We start from the raw sequence: 14,124 nt of genomic DNA on the forward strand, positions 1-14,124 counted from the left end.
TTAAACTAAATGATCTAATTATCGCCACTGTACGCCAAATGATGATGTATTTAGCAGGAATCTCAAAATATGTCGAAAAAAGATGACATTATACATACAGCTTTACGTCTTTTTAATGCCAATAGTTACAATTCTGTAGGTGTGGATCGCATTATTCAAGAGTCAGGTGTTGCAAAAATGACTTTTTATAAATACTTTCCTTCAAAAGCCAAACTGATAGAAGAATGTCTAGATCAACGTAACATGAATTTACAAGAATCTCTCACGACATCGTTACAGGCCTGTGATCAAGATGATGGCTTAGGGCGTATTAAAGCTATTTATTTTTGGTATTCAGCTTGGTTTCATACCGATGACTTTAATGGTTGTATGTTTCAAAAAGCAGTGGAAGAAGTCTTTAAAATTTACCCTTCTACCATTCGACCTGCCCTTGAATATAAAGAATGGTTAACCAATATTATTCTCGGTTTATTGACTCAACTTCAAATAAAAAATCCGTCTTCTTTAGCAAATCTACTGGTAAGCATTCTGGATGGAATGACCATGCAAGCACAGATTGATAAAGACTCTGTCAAGATAGATGAATATTGGGCGCGAGTTGAGCGTTTAATTGAATTTGAAAGACAAATGTAAAGAAATAAAGCGTGAGTGGATATTATTATTTTATTGTTATCATTGTATTATTTCACGCTTGCGTCTGAAACCTAAGCAACTTAATGAATAAAAATAAATTTATTTAAAAAGTTGAACGTGCATAATTAAAATTATGCCTTCTTATGCATTAGTACATGCACGTGGAGGCTTATGTACTAATCTCAGAAAACACAATGATACTGTTTTGCATGGCTTGCCCTCTCTTTGTTATATAAAACTGCACAATCTAAAATAATTATAAAGGTATACATACAGGTCTGTATGATTAGTTCTCATTATAAATAAGTTCTGGAAAAGCACAACTTTTTTTTGAAATATTCTTATTTTTAGGTTTATTAAATTATTTAATTTTCTTTTCTTCTTATATGGTCATAATTCGTATAAAATTTCAATGAATTTGATATTTTTATTTTATTCAAGTTATTTGGATGCATTCGTTTTATACTTATGCCCGCTGTAAATTTGAGGGATAAGCAATGCAAACAGAATTTCAAATTGAGGAGATGAGAAATTCCGCGGATACTGTGGTAATAATTTTAAAGTCTCTGGCTAATACAGACCGCTTACTTATTTTGTGCCATCTTGCACAAGAAGAGCTAAACGTATCTCAAATTGAAGAAAGAACACAAATTACTCAACCTACTCTTTCACAGCAATTAATGATGTTACGTAAAAGTGAAGTTGTTCATACCCGTCGAGCAGGTAAACAAATTTTTTACTCTATTAAAGATCAAAAATTGATTGAAGTTTTAGACACACTTTATCGTCTTTATTGCCCTAATCTCATTTAACTTTCTATTTTTTATCAATATTTTCTGATTTATATATATTGTGCTCAGCTGAATTCTTTTAAAAAATACTTAAGCTTCACGGTCATTGTGTATAAAATACTTTTTTTGCTGATTTAGCTGTATGTTGCTAAGGCTTTTTTATGTTATCGATTTTGTCCCGCTTGAGTCTTGTTACTAAAATATTTATCGCAATTATTTTAGGTTTTTGCGTTGCCCTACTTTTCCCCAGTTTTACACCCTATTTGAGTTTACTCGGTGAGCTATTTATTAAAGCCTTAAAATCTGTTGCTCCGATTTTAGTCTTTGTGTTGGTGATGAGTTCAATTGCCAATTTTAAAGTGGGTCATAATGCAAATCTTAGACCTATTTTAATGTTGTATGTGGTGGGTATGATCTTGGCAGCATTTAGCGCCATTGTTGCTAGTCAATTTTTTCCAAGTTTTCTCTATTTAAATGTCGATGCCCAAACTGGATTACAACCAGCAGGTAGTCTGACTGAAATTTTAAAAAATCTATTACTTAGTTTTGTAGCGAACCCAGTACAGGCAATTGCAGAAGCCAATTTCATTGGAATCTTAGGCTGGGCAGTTGGCTTGGGTGTTGCTTTGCGACACAGTTCAGAAACCACTAAACAAGTATTAACCGATATCTCCCACGCTATAAATCATATCATTCGTATTGTGATCAGTTTTGCTCCATTGGGTATTTTTGGTCTTGTTGCAGTCACATTTGCAGATGCAGGTTTAGCTACTTTAAAGAATTATGCTCAATTAATCGCTGTTCTATTAGGAACAATGTTCTTTGTAGCATTGGTCATCAACCCAATTTTGGTGGCTATTGTTATTCGCTCAAACCCGTATCCTTTGGTATTGAAGTGCTTAAAAGAAAGTGGAATTACTGCGTTTTTCACCCGAAGTTCGGCAGCAAATATTCCTGTTAATCTGGATTTGGCTAAACGCTTGGGAGTAAATGAAGCGACGGCAAGTGTTTCTATTCCACTTGGTGCAACGATTAATATGGCGGGTGCAGCCGTGACAATTACGGTATTAACGCTTGCAGCAGTGCATACTTTAGGTATACATGTTGACTTTATGACAATGATTATTTTATCAATTGTAGCAACAGTCTCGGCATGTGGTGCGTCAGGTGTTGCAGGTGGTTCTTTATTATTGATTCCAGTTGCATGTGGGTTGTTTGGTATTCCTTCAGAAGTCGCTATGCAAGTCGTTGCTATTGGCATGGTGATCAGTGTTTTACAGGATTCCACAGAAACTGCATTAAATTCATCTACAGATGTCATATTTACAGCAGCGGTTGATATTGCTTCACGAAAATAGTTATCGCTAAAGTTGAGGTCTTATGCCTTTTCAAAGTCTTCCAAACTGGGTGCAATTTGCAGCATTTTTACTGGCTATGAATGCTGGGATGATTAACGTTCTTTCCCTTATAACCGTATTGCATCAATCCATTTCACATATGACGGGAAACGTGAGTATGTTGGCAATGGATCTGGTCGGCTTTAAATTTGAGAATGTTGTTTATTTAATATTAGTGGTCATTTGCTTTGTAATTGGTTCATTCTATAGTGGTTTCATTTTAGGAAATAGCCAGTTCCAATTGGGTCGTCGTTATGGCGTGCCTTTAAGTTTGGTGGCTTTGTTTATTTTTATTTCGTGGTTAGTACTACCCTATTTTCCTCGTTATGGTCTACTCTGGGCATGTGCAGCCATGGGCATCCAAAATGCTATGGTCAGTCATTACAAAGGTACAATTATTCGTACCACCCATTTATCAGGTGTACTCACCGATATTGGACTGGCGCTTGGTTATAAAGCACGTGGCTTACCGCTCGATAAACGCCGTATTACATTGCATTTACTGATCCTGATTGGGTTCTTTTTAGGTGGAGTCATTGCAGCACTCATCCATCCTCTACTCTCTATTCAGGCGTTCTTGGTTCCTGTTATCTTAAGTTTGATTCTCAGTATTGCCTACTGGATCATTTATCTTCGTCATTCATCTTTGCATCAATAATTTGGATTTGGTTATGGTTAAAAATGCATTACAGGCTCAACTGCTTAAAGCGGGTTTAGTGGATAACAAAAAAGCGAAAAAGCTGAATAAACAAACACAACATGAACATCGTATGGGTCAAAACAATGAGGCCGAGTTAAAGGCTAATATTGAAAAAAATAAATTAGAAAAGCTTGAAAAAGATCAAGCGCTTAATCAGGAAAAACAGCGTCAGTTAGAGGAAAAAGCCTTAAAAGCAGCCATTATTCAGATGATTTCTCAGCATAAAATTAAAGAATATGAAGGTGATATCAGCTATCAATTTATTGATGACAATAAAGTCAAGAAAGTCTATATCTCTCAGACGGTTTATAATGCATTAGTATCTGGCAGTTTGGTGATTGCGAAGGATCAGGAAAGCTATGCCTATTTGCCTAAAGCACTGGCTGATAAGATTAATCTGAAAATGCAAGGTTTTATCTTGGTAAATAATGCTCAAAGCAATGAGCAAACCACTGACGAAGAAGATCCATATGCTGCTTATGTTATTCCAGACGATTTAATGTGGTAATTTAATTTTAGTTAAATAATTGATTTTATTATTGTAAAAAGTCTGCTTTAAATCGTATAAAAAAAGTAGCTTTATACAATGTTATATAGCCAAGCCTTTACACTTCATTTAATTATTTATTTGTACAAAGGTGTAAAGGTTTGGATTTTTTAAAGCTTTTTCATGATATTGAAAACTGGATTGATCAGTATCCATGGCTTGAGATGTTAACGTCACTTAGTATTCTCATTATTTTGGCGATAATCGCCAATTTTATTGCGAAACAAATTGTGGTTCGTGGTATTCGTAAACTCATCAGCAAAATTAAATCTGCAAATCAGTCCATTTTTGCACAACACAGTGTGATTCGCCGTATTGCCAATATTGTACCTGCCATAGTAATTATGAATGGCATTACAACAGTTCCGCACTTATCAGAAAAAATCATTATTTTTGTGCAAATGGCAGCACAAGCCTTTATCTTTTTAACCATTGCGCTTGCCATCAGTGAAATGCTAAATGTGTTCAATTTAGTTTATCAACGCAATCCCAACGCTAAAAATAAGCCAATTAAAGGTTATTTACAGTTAGTTAAACTGATGATTTTTATTGTTTGTGCCCTGATGGTTTTGGGTACATTCCTAAAAAAGGATGTTTTTACCTTACTGGCTGGTTTTGGTGCGATGGCAACAGTATTGATGCTCGTCTTTCAAAATACTATTCTTTCTCTGGTTGCAAGTGTCCAGATTTCATCGTATGACATGGTGCGTATTGGCGACTGGATTTCGATGCCGTCACTCAATGCGGATGGCGATGTCATTGATATGTCATTACATACTGTAACCGTACAAAATTTTGATAAAACTTTTACCACCATTCCTACCAATAAACTTGTCACCGACACTTTCATTAACTGGCGTGGTATGAGTCAGGCAGGTGCGCGACGTATTAAACGTTCATTATTTATTGACCAAAGTAGTGTTCACTTTATGACGGAAGATGAACAGGAAAAGCTAAAAAATTTCCTATTACTGGATCAATATTTAGATACCAAGCAATCTGAACTAGAAAATTTTAATGATCAACTAAGCAATCAGACTGTATACAATCAGCGCCGTTTGACTAATTTAGGAACTTTTCGCGCTTATATTGAGTTTTATTTAAAACAACACTCTGGGATCGCTCAAAATCAGTCGTTAATGGTGCGTCAATTACAACCGACCAGTGATGGTTTGCCACTTGAAATTTATGCATTCACAAATACCACTGTATGGACTGCTTATGAAGCGATACAATCAGATATCTTTGATCACCTACTTGCAATTATTCCCGAATTCGGATTAAGAATTTATCAAGCACCTTCTGGAGCAGATGTGAAATCTTTGTCATCAGGTATAATTGTTGAGAATTTCACTCAGAAAAGCTAAGAGAAAATTATGCTGCTGCAATGGTTCGAAAAACTGGTTAATCCTTATCCCGAAAAAAATTTACACGAACCATTGCCTACCTCTTTTTTTGCATTCGTCTGGCAATCTACCAAAGGCGTACGCCCTTTTCTCATTTTTTTGATTATTTGTACGGCTGGTGCTGCCAGTTTTGAAGCCTTATTATTTTCGCAAATTGGTCATCTGGTAGATTGGCTTAGTCAAAGTCAACCCAGCAATTTTCTGCAAAATCACACTCAACACTTAATTATTTTAACGCTAATTTTGTTTGGGAATATTTTATTTATTTGTTTGCAGTCCATCGTAAAACATCAAATTTTATTTAGTAGTTTTCCAATGCGTTTGCGTTGGCGTTTTCATAATTTGTTATTACAGCAAGGTCTGGATTTTTTCCATAATGATTTTGCCGGCCGCTTATCTGCCAAAGTCATGCAAACAGCACTGGCAGTACGTGAGTTTTGGATGATTCTGGGTGACATGCTAGTTTATGTGATTGTTTACTTCATCACGATTAGCGCAGTACTTGGTGCAGTTTCACCTATTTTACTCATACCATTGGCTATATGGCTTGGCTTATTTATTTTAAGTGCGTGGTTTTTTATTCCTCGACTAAGCAAAATCTCAAAACAGCAAGCAGATGCGCGTGCTGTGATGACAGGACGAGTAACCGATGCTTATACCAATATTCAAACTGTAAAACTGTTTGCACATGCAGGTCGTGAAAGTAAATACGCCAAAGAATCCATGATGGAATTCATGGAAACTGTTTTTCGTCAAATGCGTTTAGGTACATTATTTGAAGTCAGTACCACTTTACTCAGTGCTGTATTATTTATTGGTGTTATTGGAACTGCTGTTTGGTTATGGCTAAATGGACAGGCAGGTTTAGGCGTTATAGCAGCAACAACAGCCATGATTTTAAAACTCAATAGCATGTCCGAATTTATGATGTGGCAAATGTCGATGCTATTTGAAAATGTGGGTACGATTCAAGATGGCATGTATACGCTTGGTAAACCTGTCAATATTCAAGATAAACCAGATGCAAAACCGCTAAAAGTCACTCACGGACAAATTCAGTTTGAAGATGTTTGTTTTGCTTATAATCAAAAAAATGTGATTGATCACTTTAATCTCAATATTCGTTCTGGCGAGAAAATAGGGGTAGTTGGGCGCTCAGGTGCTGGTAAATCAACTTTGATACAATTGCTTTTACATTTTTATAGCCTCAACCAAGGTCGTATTTCGATTGATGGACAAAACATTGAAGATGTAACTCAAGATAGCTTAAGAGCCAATATTGCATTGGTCACTCAAGATACTTCCCTTTTACATCGTACCGTCGCTGAAAATATTAAATACGGAAAACCTGATGCAACATGGGATGAAATCTATGAAGCAGTCAAAAAAGCACAGGCTGAAGATTTTATTCCCCAATTGACCGATATGCGCGGGCGTAAAGGATATGAAGCCTATGTGGGCGAGCGCGGTGTTAAACTTTCTGGTGGTCAACGCCAACGTATTGCCATTGCACGGGTATTTTTAAAAGATGCTCCTATTTTAATTTTAGATGAAGCAACAAGTGCGCTAGATTCTGAAGTTGAAGCGGCGATTCAATCTAGCCTTGATGCACTAATGCAAGATAAAACCGTAATCGCGATTGCACATCGACTTTCAACGATTGCTCAGATGGATCGTCTGGTTGTTCTGGATGAAGGTCGCATTGTGGAACAAGGTACGCATGAACAATTGATTGAAAAAGATGGTCTATACGCCCAGTTATGGAAACGTCAAACGGGTGGTTTTTTAGTTGAACAACATGAAGTTGAGGATAAACAATAATGCTGTATCTGGAAGATTTAAACGTTGGGGATCGTTTTATTAGTCGTGAATATGAAATGAGTATCGACGAAATTAAACAATTTGCAGGTCAATATGATCCCCAACCTTTTCATCTAGATGAAGAATCTGCAAAAGGAAGTCCGATTTTTCAGGGATTAGCCGCTAGTGGTTGGCATACTGCGGCTGTCACCATGCGATTATGGACAGAATGCTTTCCTATTCAAGGTGGTTTAATTGGTTCAGAATCAAGTTTACGTTGGCCACGCCCTACACGTCCTGGTGATAAAATCCATGTTGAAGTTGAAATTACTGCAATTGTACCTTCAAAAACTAAAAATGATCGTGGTATTGTGAGCTATATCACACAAGCACTGAATCAGAATGGTGATGTTTTACTTATATCGACGACTAAAATTGTAGTTTTTAGAAAAAATGTATAAATGATAGGCATGAAATTTTGTCCAACAATTTCTATATTTTTATTTTAAATTTCATGCCAAGATGTCACAGTTTACACGAAGCAAATGTTAAGCCACGGATAGCGAATGAAAATTAATTCAGCTCGTCAAGAACAAGGAATACCAGGGGTTTATGGGTTATTGCTATTAGACGTTGTATCTCGTTGGGGGTACAACGATCAAACTCTATTTGCTCCTTTTCATTTAACGAGTGAGCAATTGGCTGACCCTGAATATCGGATTCCCATTCATGTTGCCAATGAGTTGGTTAAACATGCTCTGCGTTTAACAGGTGAAAGCACTTTGGGCTATCATTTGGGTAACCAGATGCGTATCTCGATTCATGGGTTTATTGGTTATGCCATTATGACCGCCCACGACATTACAGATGCTTTGGCTTTAGCGACCCGTTTTATTCAATTACGCATGCCATTTTTACAGCTTTACTTCTCTACTTTTGGGCCAAAAGCAACATTACAACTACAGTGTGATTTTGATCTTGAACCTTTACGAACTGAAATTATTCTGGCATTGACCATTGGCATTATGAGCATGGCTAAAGCGTTGACTGCTAATGAAGAATTAACAGGTGAAGTAGATCTGGATTTTAAAAAGCCTGAAGGTTTCGATAAATATTTGAATAAAATGAATATCGATATGCGTTTTGATCAACCTCACCTTATATCAAGTTTTGATAAACAATACTTGGGATTAAAAATGGTGAATGCAGATCCAATTGCGAGTCAAATTGCCATTAATCAATGTGAATCTGAGTTGTCTGCATTAGGTGAACGTCGTCGCTTGGCTATGCGTGTTCGTGATATTTTGACTCATTCTGAACAGCATTATTTAAGCATTGAAAGTGTTGCTGAACGTTTACATATGTCCGACCGTACCTTAAAACGTCAGCTTGCTGCTGAAGGAACTTCTTTTTCAACATTGGTCGATGAAGTTCGTTATCGTCATGCAACCTCTTTACTTTCAAGGACAGATTATAGCCTTGAACAGATTGCAGATGAATTGGGTTATTCTGACGTCGCTAATTTTAGTCGTGCTTTTAAACGCTGGAGTGGTCGTAGCCCTAGTAACTGGCGCAAAGACCCTTATTTATAAGCTTTTATTTTTATTTAAAAACCTGTATAACCACTGTCAAAAATAAATGAACTTTGGATGCCGAGGAGCTGCAATGAATCATCCTTCTGAATTGAAATATGCAAGTACGCATGAATGGGCAAAAATTGAGGGTGATCTTGTGGTCACTGGGATTAGTGACCATGCACAGGATGCACTTGGCGACTTAGTCTATGTTGAGGCCCCTGAAGTTGATAGTCGTGTAACCGCAGGTGCTCAAGCAGGTGTGGTCGAATCGGTTAAAACAGCATCCGATATTCATGCTCCTGTTTCAGGAACAGTGGTTGAAGTGAACACAGCACTTGAAGATGATCCTGATTTTATTAATGAAGATCCGTATGGTAAAGGCTGGATCTATAAAATTAAGCCAGACAATATCGCAGATGTAGATCAATTGCTTTCAAATACTGATTACGAAGCAGGCTTATAAAAATTTCTGAGCCGTTAAAAAAAGCCACTCCCTTTAACAAGAGAGTGGCTTTGTATTATGCAGATTGTGCTAACTCTATTTCATCAAGTTGCATCGCAACTGCCAACAATAGATGTTCAGTATTGTTCCAACCCAAGCAACCATCTGTTATAGACTGACCATAAGTCATATCACATGAAATTTTCTGATTGCCATCAACCAGATGACTCTCTAGCATCACTCCACGTACCTGACTTTGTAATCGCTCCGCAATGATTTGCTTTAATACTTCAGCTTGTTTCATTGGGTCTTTCGAACTATTTCCATGACTACAATCAATCACCAATGGAGGCAAATCAGTTTGATGTTTCGCTTTAATTTGCTCGATCGACGCAAGATCATAATTTGGTCCCTGATGAGCGCCGCGTAAAATCAGATGTGGTAATAGATTTCCCGCACTGTGTAAAATTGCAGGCAGACCTTGCTGATTCATACCCAGAAACTGATGTTCATGTTTAGCAGACTGAATAGCATCCAACGCAATCTGGATTGAACCATCAGTACCATTTTTGAAACCAATCGCATAAGGCATATGACTTGAGATTTCACGATGAATCTGTGATTCACTAGTACGCGCACCAATTGCGCCCCACGCCAGAAGATCATCAAAATAACCAGTAGCCATTGGGCTTAAAATTTCACTGGCAATGGGTAAGCCCATTTCAATAATCTGTAAATATAAAGCACGTGATTTTTCTAAACCTAATTGCAAATTAGATGAATTATCCAAATTTGGATCATACAAAAAGCCTTTCCAACCTACAGTCGTGCGTGGCTTTTCGATGTAAGTACGCATCACCAGAAAAATTTGATCTTTCACCTGCTCTTGTAATTTGACTAATTTTGTTGCGTATTCGAGTGCAGAAACAGGATCATGAATGGAACATGGGCCAGTGATCACCATTAAACGTGAATCTTTGCCTGAAAGTATATTTTGAATAGTTTGGCGATGTTCTGTAATTTGTTTTGCAAAAGTAGAAGATAGCGGATATGCCGCTTTTAATTCGGATGGCAAGCTAAGCGAAATTTCTTTTGAAGTATTTTGTGCAATTAAAGTTTTATTGAGTGCGTTCATTTGATTTTCCTTTGGACTGATTTTATTTTCAGTCCGATCATTTATTTGAGCGATGTGGGTCTATTTAGTTGTAGGTTTTGACTAAAGTAAAACCAATAAACATTGCTAAAATATGAAGTCTTAAAGTTATACATGACGCATCTCCCAATTAAATAGTAGTTTGAAATAGATATAAAAAAACCTGATCGGGGTTGCCGATCAGGTATTAACTTGAAGGGCAACCATTTTGCTGCCCGAATGCGTTCAGGCAACTATTTAAATTGCCAAAAGTAATAATAAGCGTTGTTGATCATAGGTTGTTTTAACATTGCTACTTCAATTAAATAAAACATATCTTGGTTCCAAACATACCCTGTGTTTGGGAAATTGACAAGTGTTTTTCATAATTTATTTATTGACGAATAAATATACAAAGCATTAAGATGAACATTCCCCTTTTGCTCAATCGAGTTTCTGCCAATGAAGTAAGTCCTATTTTTTATCAATTTCACTTTTTGTAATTGATGTACAAAATAGACTTTTACTTTATTGTTTTAACTATTTTTATTTACTTTCTATTTTGTACATCCTGTTGTATTAGGAGGTCTTATGACCCAACAGGCATGTATTATTCAGCAGCTTAGCTTAGACATTCATTCCAAAAATATTTTTGATCAACTTCACTTTAATCTTCCAATACAGCAATGCACTGGCCTCATTGGTCGTAATGGTCAAGGTAAATCACTTCTAATGCAGTGTTTGGCGCAAGTTTCTAAATTTAGCTTCATTGGACAGATTAATTGGCAATGTCCTGTCGCATATTTATCTCAATTCAACCGACTAAGGGGTAACACCATTGCTCAAGTATTGGATATTGAAGATTTAGTTGATGCTTTTAAACGAATCGAAAATAACACAGCTTCATTTCAGGATTACGATCTAGTCGAAGATAAATGGCACTTACCCTACGAATGGCAACAGCAATTAGAACAGGCAGGATTACCCCTTGATCTCAACTTTTCTATACATTTATTGAGTGAAGGACAGAAAGTCAAACTGGCTCTATGTCGCTTATTTGCCTTAAAGGATCATTATCTTTTATTGGATGAGCCCAGCAATCATCTGGATTGTGTCAGTAGACAATGGTTAATTTCATGTTTAAAAGCGCATGCAATGGGATCTTTAATTATTAGTCATGATCGTTCGTTATTAGATGAAATGCAGCATATCTTGGAATTTAATGAGTTTGGTCTTTCTCATTTTTCTGGAAACTACACACATTATGCAAAACAATCAGCCTTACAACGTCATGCTCTTGAACGAGATATTGAGCAAGAAAAACGTCAACTCAAGCAACAGGTTGTACAACAACATCAAACATTGATGAAAAATCAGAAAAGACAGACTAGCGCGAACAAAAAGCGCAAAACAGGATCACAAGCGAAAGTCATATTGGATTTTAAACGAGAGCAGGCAACTCAACAATCGGGGCAACTTATTCGACAACAACAGCGTCAGTTACATCAGGAACAGTTATCGCTTTGCAATAAAAAACAGCGACTAGAAACATTCAAATCGCAGCAATTTGAATTTTCATCTACTGTTCAAAAATCAGGTGAAATTTTGAGATTAGTAAACACGCCTCATCCCTATTTACAAAATGCTAACTTCAATTTTTCTTTACAGTCCAAAGAAAAAATTCATTTGGTAGGTGAAAATGGAAGTGGAAAATCTACTTTGCTTAGAATTTTATCTAGAGATTCTTCAAATGAAAATAATGATTCTTTAAGTTTAAGTCGTAGTTTGTATCTAGATCAAAATTTTAGCTTTTTAGATCAACGGCTGTCTGCACTTGAAAATTTAATCGATTTAAACTCAGATCAAACAGCAGAGTTTTGGAGAAATTTGCTGGGTCAATTACGATTGCGTGAAGATAAAGTATTACAACCATTAGCTGAATTGAGTGGTGGTGAACAATTAAAAGTCGCTTTAATTGCTATGGCTCATCCATTAAACTCATTTGATCTTTTACTATTGGATGAACCAGAAAACCATCTTGATATAGAATCTAGAGAACTGCTAGCAAAAGCAATTCAAAGTTTTAATGGCGCAATTATATTAGTATCTCATGATGATTATTTTGTAAAACAATGTGGAATCATTCATGAAGTCAAAATTGCAGCTCTTTTAAATGAACGAAGAGCGTCGTGACGACGCTCTTGTTTATGTGCATTCGTTGTGTTGGTTCAGATCAGAAATACACGAGCTTGATTAATAGTGAATCACACTACGAATTGACTTACCTTCATGCATCAAATCAAAAGCATGGTTGATTTCATCTAAAGGCATGGTATGGGTCACAAATGGTTCAAGCTGAATTTCACCTTTCATTGCATCTTCAACCATACCAGGTAATTGGCTACGACCTTTTACACCACCAAAAGCTGTTCCTAACCATTTACGCCCTGTCACGAGTTGAAATGGACGTGTTGAGATTTCTTGACCTGCGCCCGCGACACCAATAATCACAGATTGTCCCCAACCACGATGGGCACATTCAAGTGCTGAACGCATAACATTGACATTGCCAATACATTCAAAAGAATGATCGACTCCCCAACCTGTCATTTCTACAATCACTTGCTGAATTGGCTTGTCATAATCTTTAGGATTAAGAAAATCTGTTGCGCCGAATTGTTTCGCCAGTTCAAATTTATCTGGATTCATATCGATTACGATAATTCGACCTGCTTTAGCCTGACGCGCACCTTGTACAACCGCCAGTCCAATACCACCTAGACCAAATACAGCAACACTGTCGCCTTCCTGAACTTTAGCAGTATTATGTACTGCACCAATGCCTGTCGTTACGCCACAGCCAAGTAGGCAAACCTGTTCATGATTCGCTTCAGGATTAATTTTTGCCAAAGAAACTTCGGCAACAACCGTATATTCACTGAAGGTTGAACATCCCATATAGTGATAAATTGGCTCACCATTATAAGAAAAACGTGTAGTACCATCTGGCATAACACCTTTACCTTGTGTAGCACGAACAGCAACACATAGGTTCGTTTTGCCTGATTTACAAAATAAACACTCACCGCATTCAGCCGTATAAAGTGGAATGACGTGATCGCCCGGTTTTACACTCGTCACACCTTCGCCGACTTCAACGACAATTCCTGCACCCTCATGACCTAAAATAGCAGGGAAAACACCTTCTGGATCATCCCCTGAAAGTGTAAAAGCGTCTGTATGACAAACCCCTGTATGACTGATTTTAATAAGGACTTCACCTGCTTTTGGCGGAGCAACATCAACTTCTATAATCTGTAAGGGTTGACCCGGACCAAATGCAACAGCAGCACGTGATTTCATGCTTTTTCTCCTATGTCTTTACTTTAAGTACGATTTCAAAATTTTAGCTATATCTGTCAATTCTTCATGACGCTGTTGTTCCGTGGTTTCACCAACCACTAAGGTATCTTTGAGATGAATTTCTAATACTTCATTCATTAAACCATTCATCGCGCCACGTGTCGCACAAATCTGTTGAAGAATTGCAGTACATGAGGTGTCACTTTCTAATGCACGTTCAATGGCTTGAACTTGACCCTGAATTTTGCGGAGGCGAAGTATAATTTTCTTTTTGTCTTCAATTTGCTTAGGCATAAGCGCTCTCTTTTACATTTTTTCATACTATACCCCAGTATA

14 protein-coding genes are annotated in these 14,124 nt (G+C 36.9%); 11 read left to right on the plus strand and 3 right to left on the minus strand.

Annotated elements, in window-relative coordinates; genetic code table 11:
- Window positions 1–69 precede the first annotated feature (69 nt).
- The 10 genes from A7A69_RS00215 to gcvH all read left to right on the plus strand — a co-directional run bounded on the left by A7A69_RS00215 (window position 70) and on the right by gcvH (window position 9,314).
- Window positions 70–633, plus strand: a complete 564-nt coding sequence (locus A7A69_RS00215) for a TetR/AcrR family transcriptional regulator (protein ID WP_152875915.1) — start codon at window positions 70–72, stop codon at window positions 631–633.
- Between the two features lie 497 nt (window positions 634–1,130).
- A complete protein-coding gene (locus A7A69_RS00220; protein ID WP_120369103.1) occupies window positions 1,131–1,445 on the plus strand; it encodes an ArsR/SmtB family transcription factor in 315 nt (104 codons plus the stop codon).
- A 140-nt stretch (window positions 1,446–1,585) separates the two neighbouring features.
- Window positions 1,586–2,782 (plus strand): serine/threonine transporter SstT, encoded by a 1,197-nt coding sequence (gene sstT, locus A7A69_RS00225; RefSeq protein WP_151980634.1) that lies wholly within the window; start codon window positions 1,586–1,588, stop codon window positions 2,780–2,782.
- A gap of 22 nt (window positions 2,783–2,804) precedes the next feature.
- The gene (locus A7A69_RS00230) at window positions 2,805–3,479 is read left to right on the plus strand and encodes a YoaK family protein (protein WP_152875916.1); all 675 of its coding nucleotides are present in this window, start codon (window positions 2,805–2,807) and stop codon (window positions 3,477–3,479) included.
- Between the two features lie 13 nt (window positions 3,480–3,492).
- Window positions 3,493–4,029 (plus strand): DUF2058 domain-containing protein, encoded by a 537-nt coding sequence (locus tag A7A69_RS00235; protein WP_152875917.1) that lies wholly within the window; start codon window positions 3,493–3,495, stop codon window positions 4,027–4,029.
- 140 nt (window positions 4,030–4,169) lie between these two features.
- Window positions 4,170–5,435, plus strand: coding sequence for a mechanosensitive ion channel family protein (locus tag A7A69_RS00240; RefSeq protein ID WP_120369107.1), 1,266 nt, complete (start codon window positions 4,170–4,172; stop codon window positions 5,433–5,435).
- Window positions 5,436–5,447: 12 nt separating this feature from the next.
- The gene (locus tag A7A69_RS00245; protein WP_152876170.1) at window positions 5,448–7,295 is read left to right on the plus strand and encodes an ABC transporter ATP-binding protein; all 1,848 of its coding nucleotides are present in this window, start codon (window positions 5,448–5,450) and stop codon (window positions 7,293–7,295) included.
- Window positions 7,295–7,735 carry a MaoC family dehydratase gene (locus A7A69_RS00250; RefSeq protein ID WP_120369108.1) on the plus strand — a complete coding sequence of 147 codons (441 nt, stop codon included), beginning with the start codon at window positions 7,295–7,297 and terminating at the stop codon, window positions 7,733–7,735. The genes A7A69_RS00245 and A7A69_RS00250 overlap by 1 nt, the downstream gene beginning before the upstream one ends.
- Window positions 7,736–7,840: 105 nt before the next feature.
- Window positions 7,841–8,866, plus strand: a complete 1,026-nt coding sequence (locus A7A69_RS00255; protein WP_120369109.1) for an AraC family transcriptional regulator — start codon at window positions 7,841–7,843, stop codon at window positions 8,864–8,866.
- A 73-nt stretch (window positions 8,867–8,939) separates the two neighbouring features.
- A complete protein-coding gene (gene gcvH / locus A7A69_RS00260) occupies window positions 8,940–9,314 on the plus strand; it encodes a glycine cleavage system protein GcvH (RefSeq protein WP_152875918.1) in 375 nt (124 codons plus the stop codon).
- Between the two features lie 55 nt (window positions 9,315–9,369).
- Here the strand turns inward: gcvH and A7A69_RS00265 are convergent, their stop codons facing one another.
- On the minus strand, window positions 9,370–10,428 hold the full coding sequence (locus A7A69_RS00265) for a 3-deoxy-7-phosphoheptulonate synthase (RefSeq protein ID WP_152875919.1): 1,059 nt from the start codon (window positions 10,426–10,428) through the stop codon (window positions 9,370–9,372).
- Between the two features lie 588 nt (window positions 10,429–11,016).
- Here A7A69_RS00265 and A7A69_RS00270 point away from each other — a divergent pair.
- Window positions 11,017–12,618, plus strand: coding sequence for an ATP-binding cassette domain-containing protein (locus A7A69_RS00270; protein ID WP_152875920.1), 1,602 nt, complete (start codon window positions 11,017–11,019; stop codon window positions 12,616–12,618).
- Between the two features lie 60 nt (window positions 12,619–12,678).
- Here the strand turns inward: A7A69_RS00270 and A7A69_RS00275 are convergent, their stop codons facing one another.
- A complete protein-coding gene (locus tag A7A69_RS00275) occupies window positions 12,679–13,788 on the minus strand; it encodes an S-(hydroxymethyl)glutathione dehydrogenase/class III alcohol dehydrogenase (RefSeq protein WP_152875921.1) in 1,110 nt (369 codons plus the stop codon).
- A gap of 18 nt (window positions 13,789–13,806) precedes the next feature.
- Window positions 13,807–14,082 (minus strand): metal/formaldehyde-sensitive transcriptional repressor, encoded by a 276-nt coding sequence (locus A7A69_RS00280; protein ID WP_120369113.1) that lies wholly within the window; start codon window positions 14,080–14,082, stop codon window positions 13,807–13,809.
- Window positions 14,083–14,124: the final 42 nt, after the last annotated feature.

Source organism: Acinetobacter guerrae, assembly GCF_009372255.1.
GTDB lineage: Bacteria > Pseudomonadota > Gammaproteobacteria > Pseudomonadales > Moraxellaceae > Acinetobacter > Acinetobacter guerrae.

What these genes read in the sequence shown, in the direction of transcription:
- A7A69_RS00215 (WP_152875915.1), top strand. Translation starts at nt 70, where the DNA reads ATGTCGAAAAAAGATGACATTATACATACAGCTTTACGTCTTTTTAAT.
- A7A69_RS00220 (WP_120369103.1), top strand. Translation starts at nt 1,131, where the DNA reads ATGCAAACAGAATTTCAAATTGAGGAGATGAGAAATTCCGCGGATACT.
- sstT (WP_151980634.1), top strand. Translation starts at nt 1,586, where the DNA reads ATGTTATCGATTTTGTCCCGCTTGAGTCTTGTTACTAAAATATTTATC.
- A7A69_RS00230 (WP_152875916.1), top strand. Translation starts at nt 2,805, where the DNA reads ATGCCTTTTCAAAGTCTTCCAAACTGGGTGCAATTTGCAGCATTTTTA.
- A7A69_RS00235 (WP_152875917.1), top strand. Translation starts at nt 3,493, where the DNA reads ATGGTTAAAAATGCATTACAGGCTCAACTGCTTAAAGCGGGTTTAGTG.
- A7A69_RS00250 (WP_120369108.1), top strand. Translation starts at nt 7,295, where the DNA reads ATGCTGTATCTGGAAGATTTAAACGTTGGGGATCGTTTTATTAGTCGT.
- A7A69_RS00255 (WP_120369109.1), top strand. Translation starts at nt 7,841, where the DNA reads ATGAAAATTAATTCAGCTCGTCAAGAACAAGGAATACCAGGGGTTTAT.
- gcvH (WP_152875918.1), top strand. Translation starts at nt 8,940, where the DNA reads ATGAATCATCCTTCTGAATTGAAATATGCAAGTACGCATGAATGGGCA.
- A7A69_RS00265 (WP_152875919.1), bottom strand. Translation starts at nt 10,428, where the DNA reads ATGAACGCACTCAATAAAACTTTAATTGCACAAAATACTTCAAAAGAA.
- A7A69_RS00270 (WP_152875920.1), top strand. Translation starts at nt 11,017, where the DNA reads ATGACCCAACAGGCATGTATTATTCAGCAGCTTAGCTTAGACATTCAT.
- A7A69_RS00275 (WP_152875921.1), bottom strand. Translation starts at nt 13,788, where the DNA reads ATGAAATCACGTGCTGCTGTTGCATTTGGTCCGGGTCAACCCTTACAG.
- A7A69_RS00280 (WP_120369113.1), bottom strand. Translation starts at nt 14,082, where the DNA reads ATGCCTAAGCAAATTGAAGACAAAAAGAAAATTATACTTCGCCTCCGC.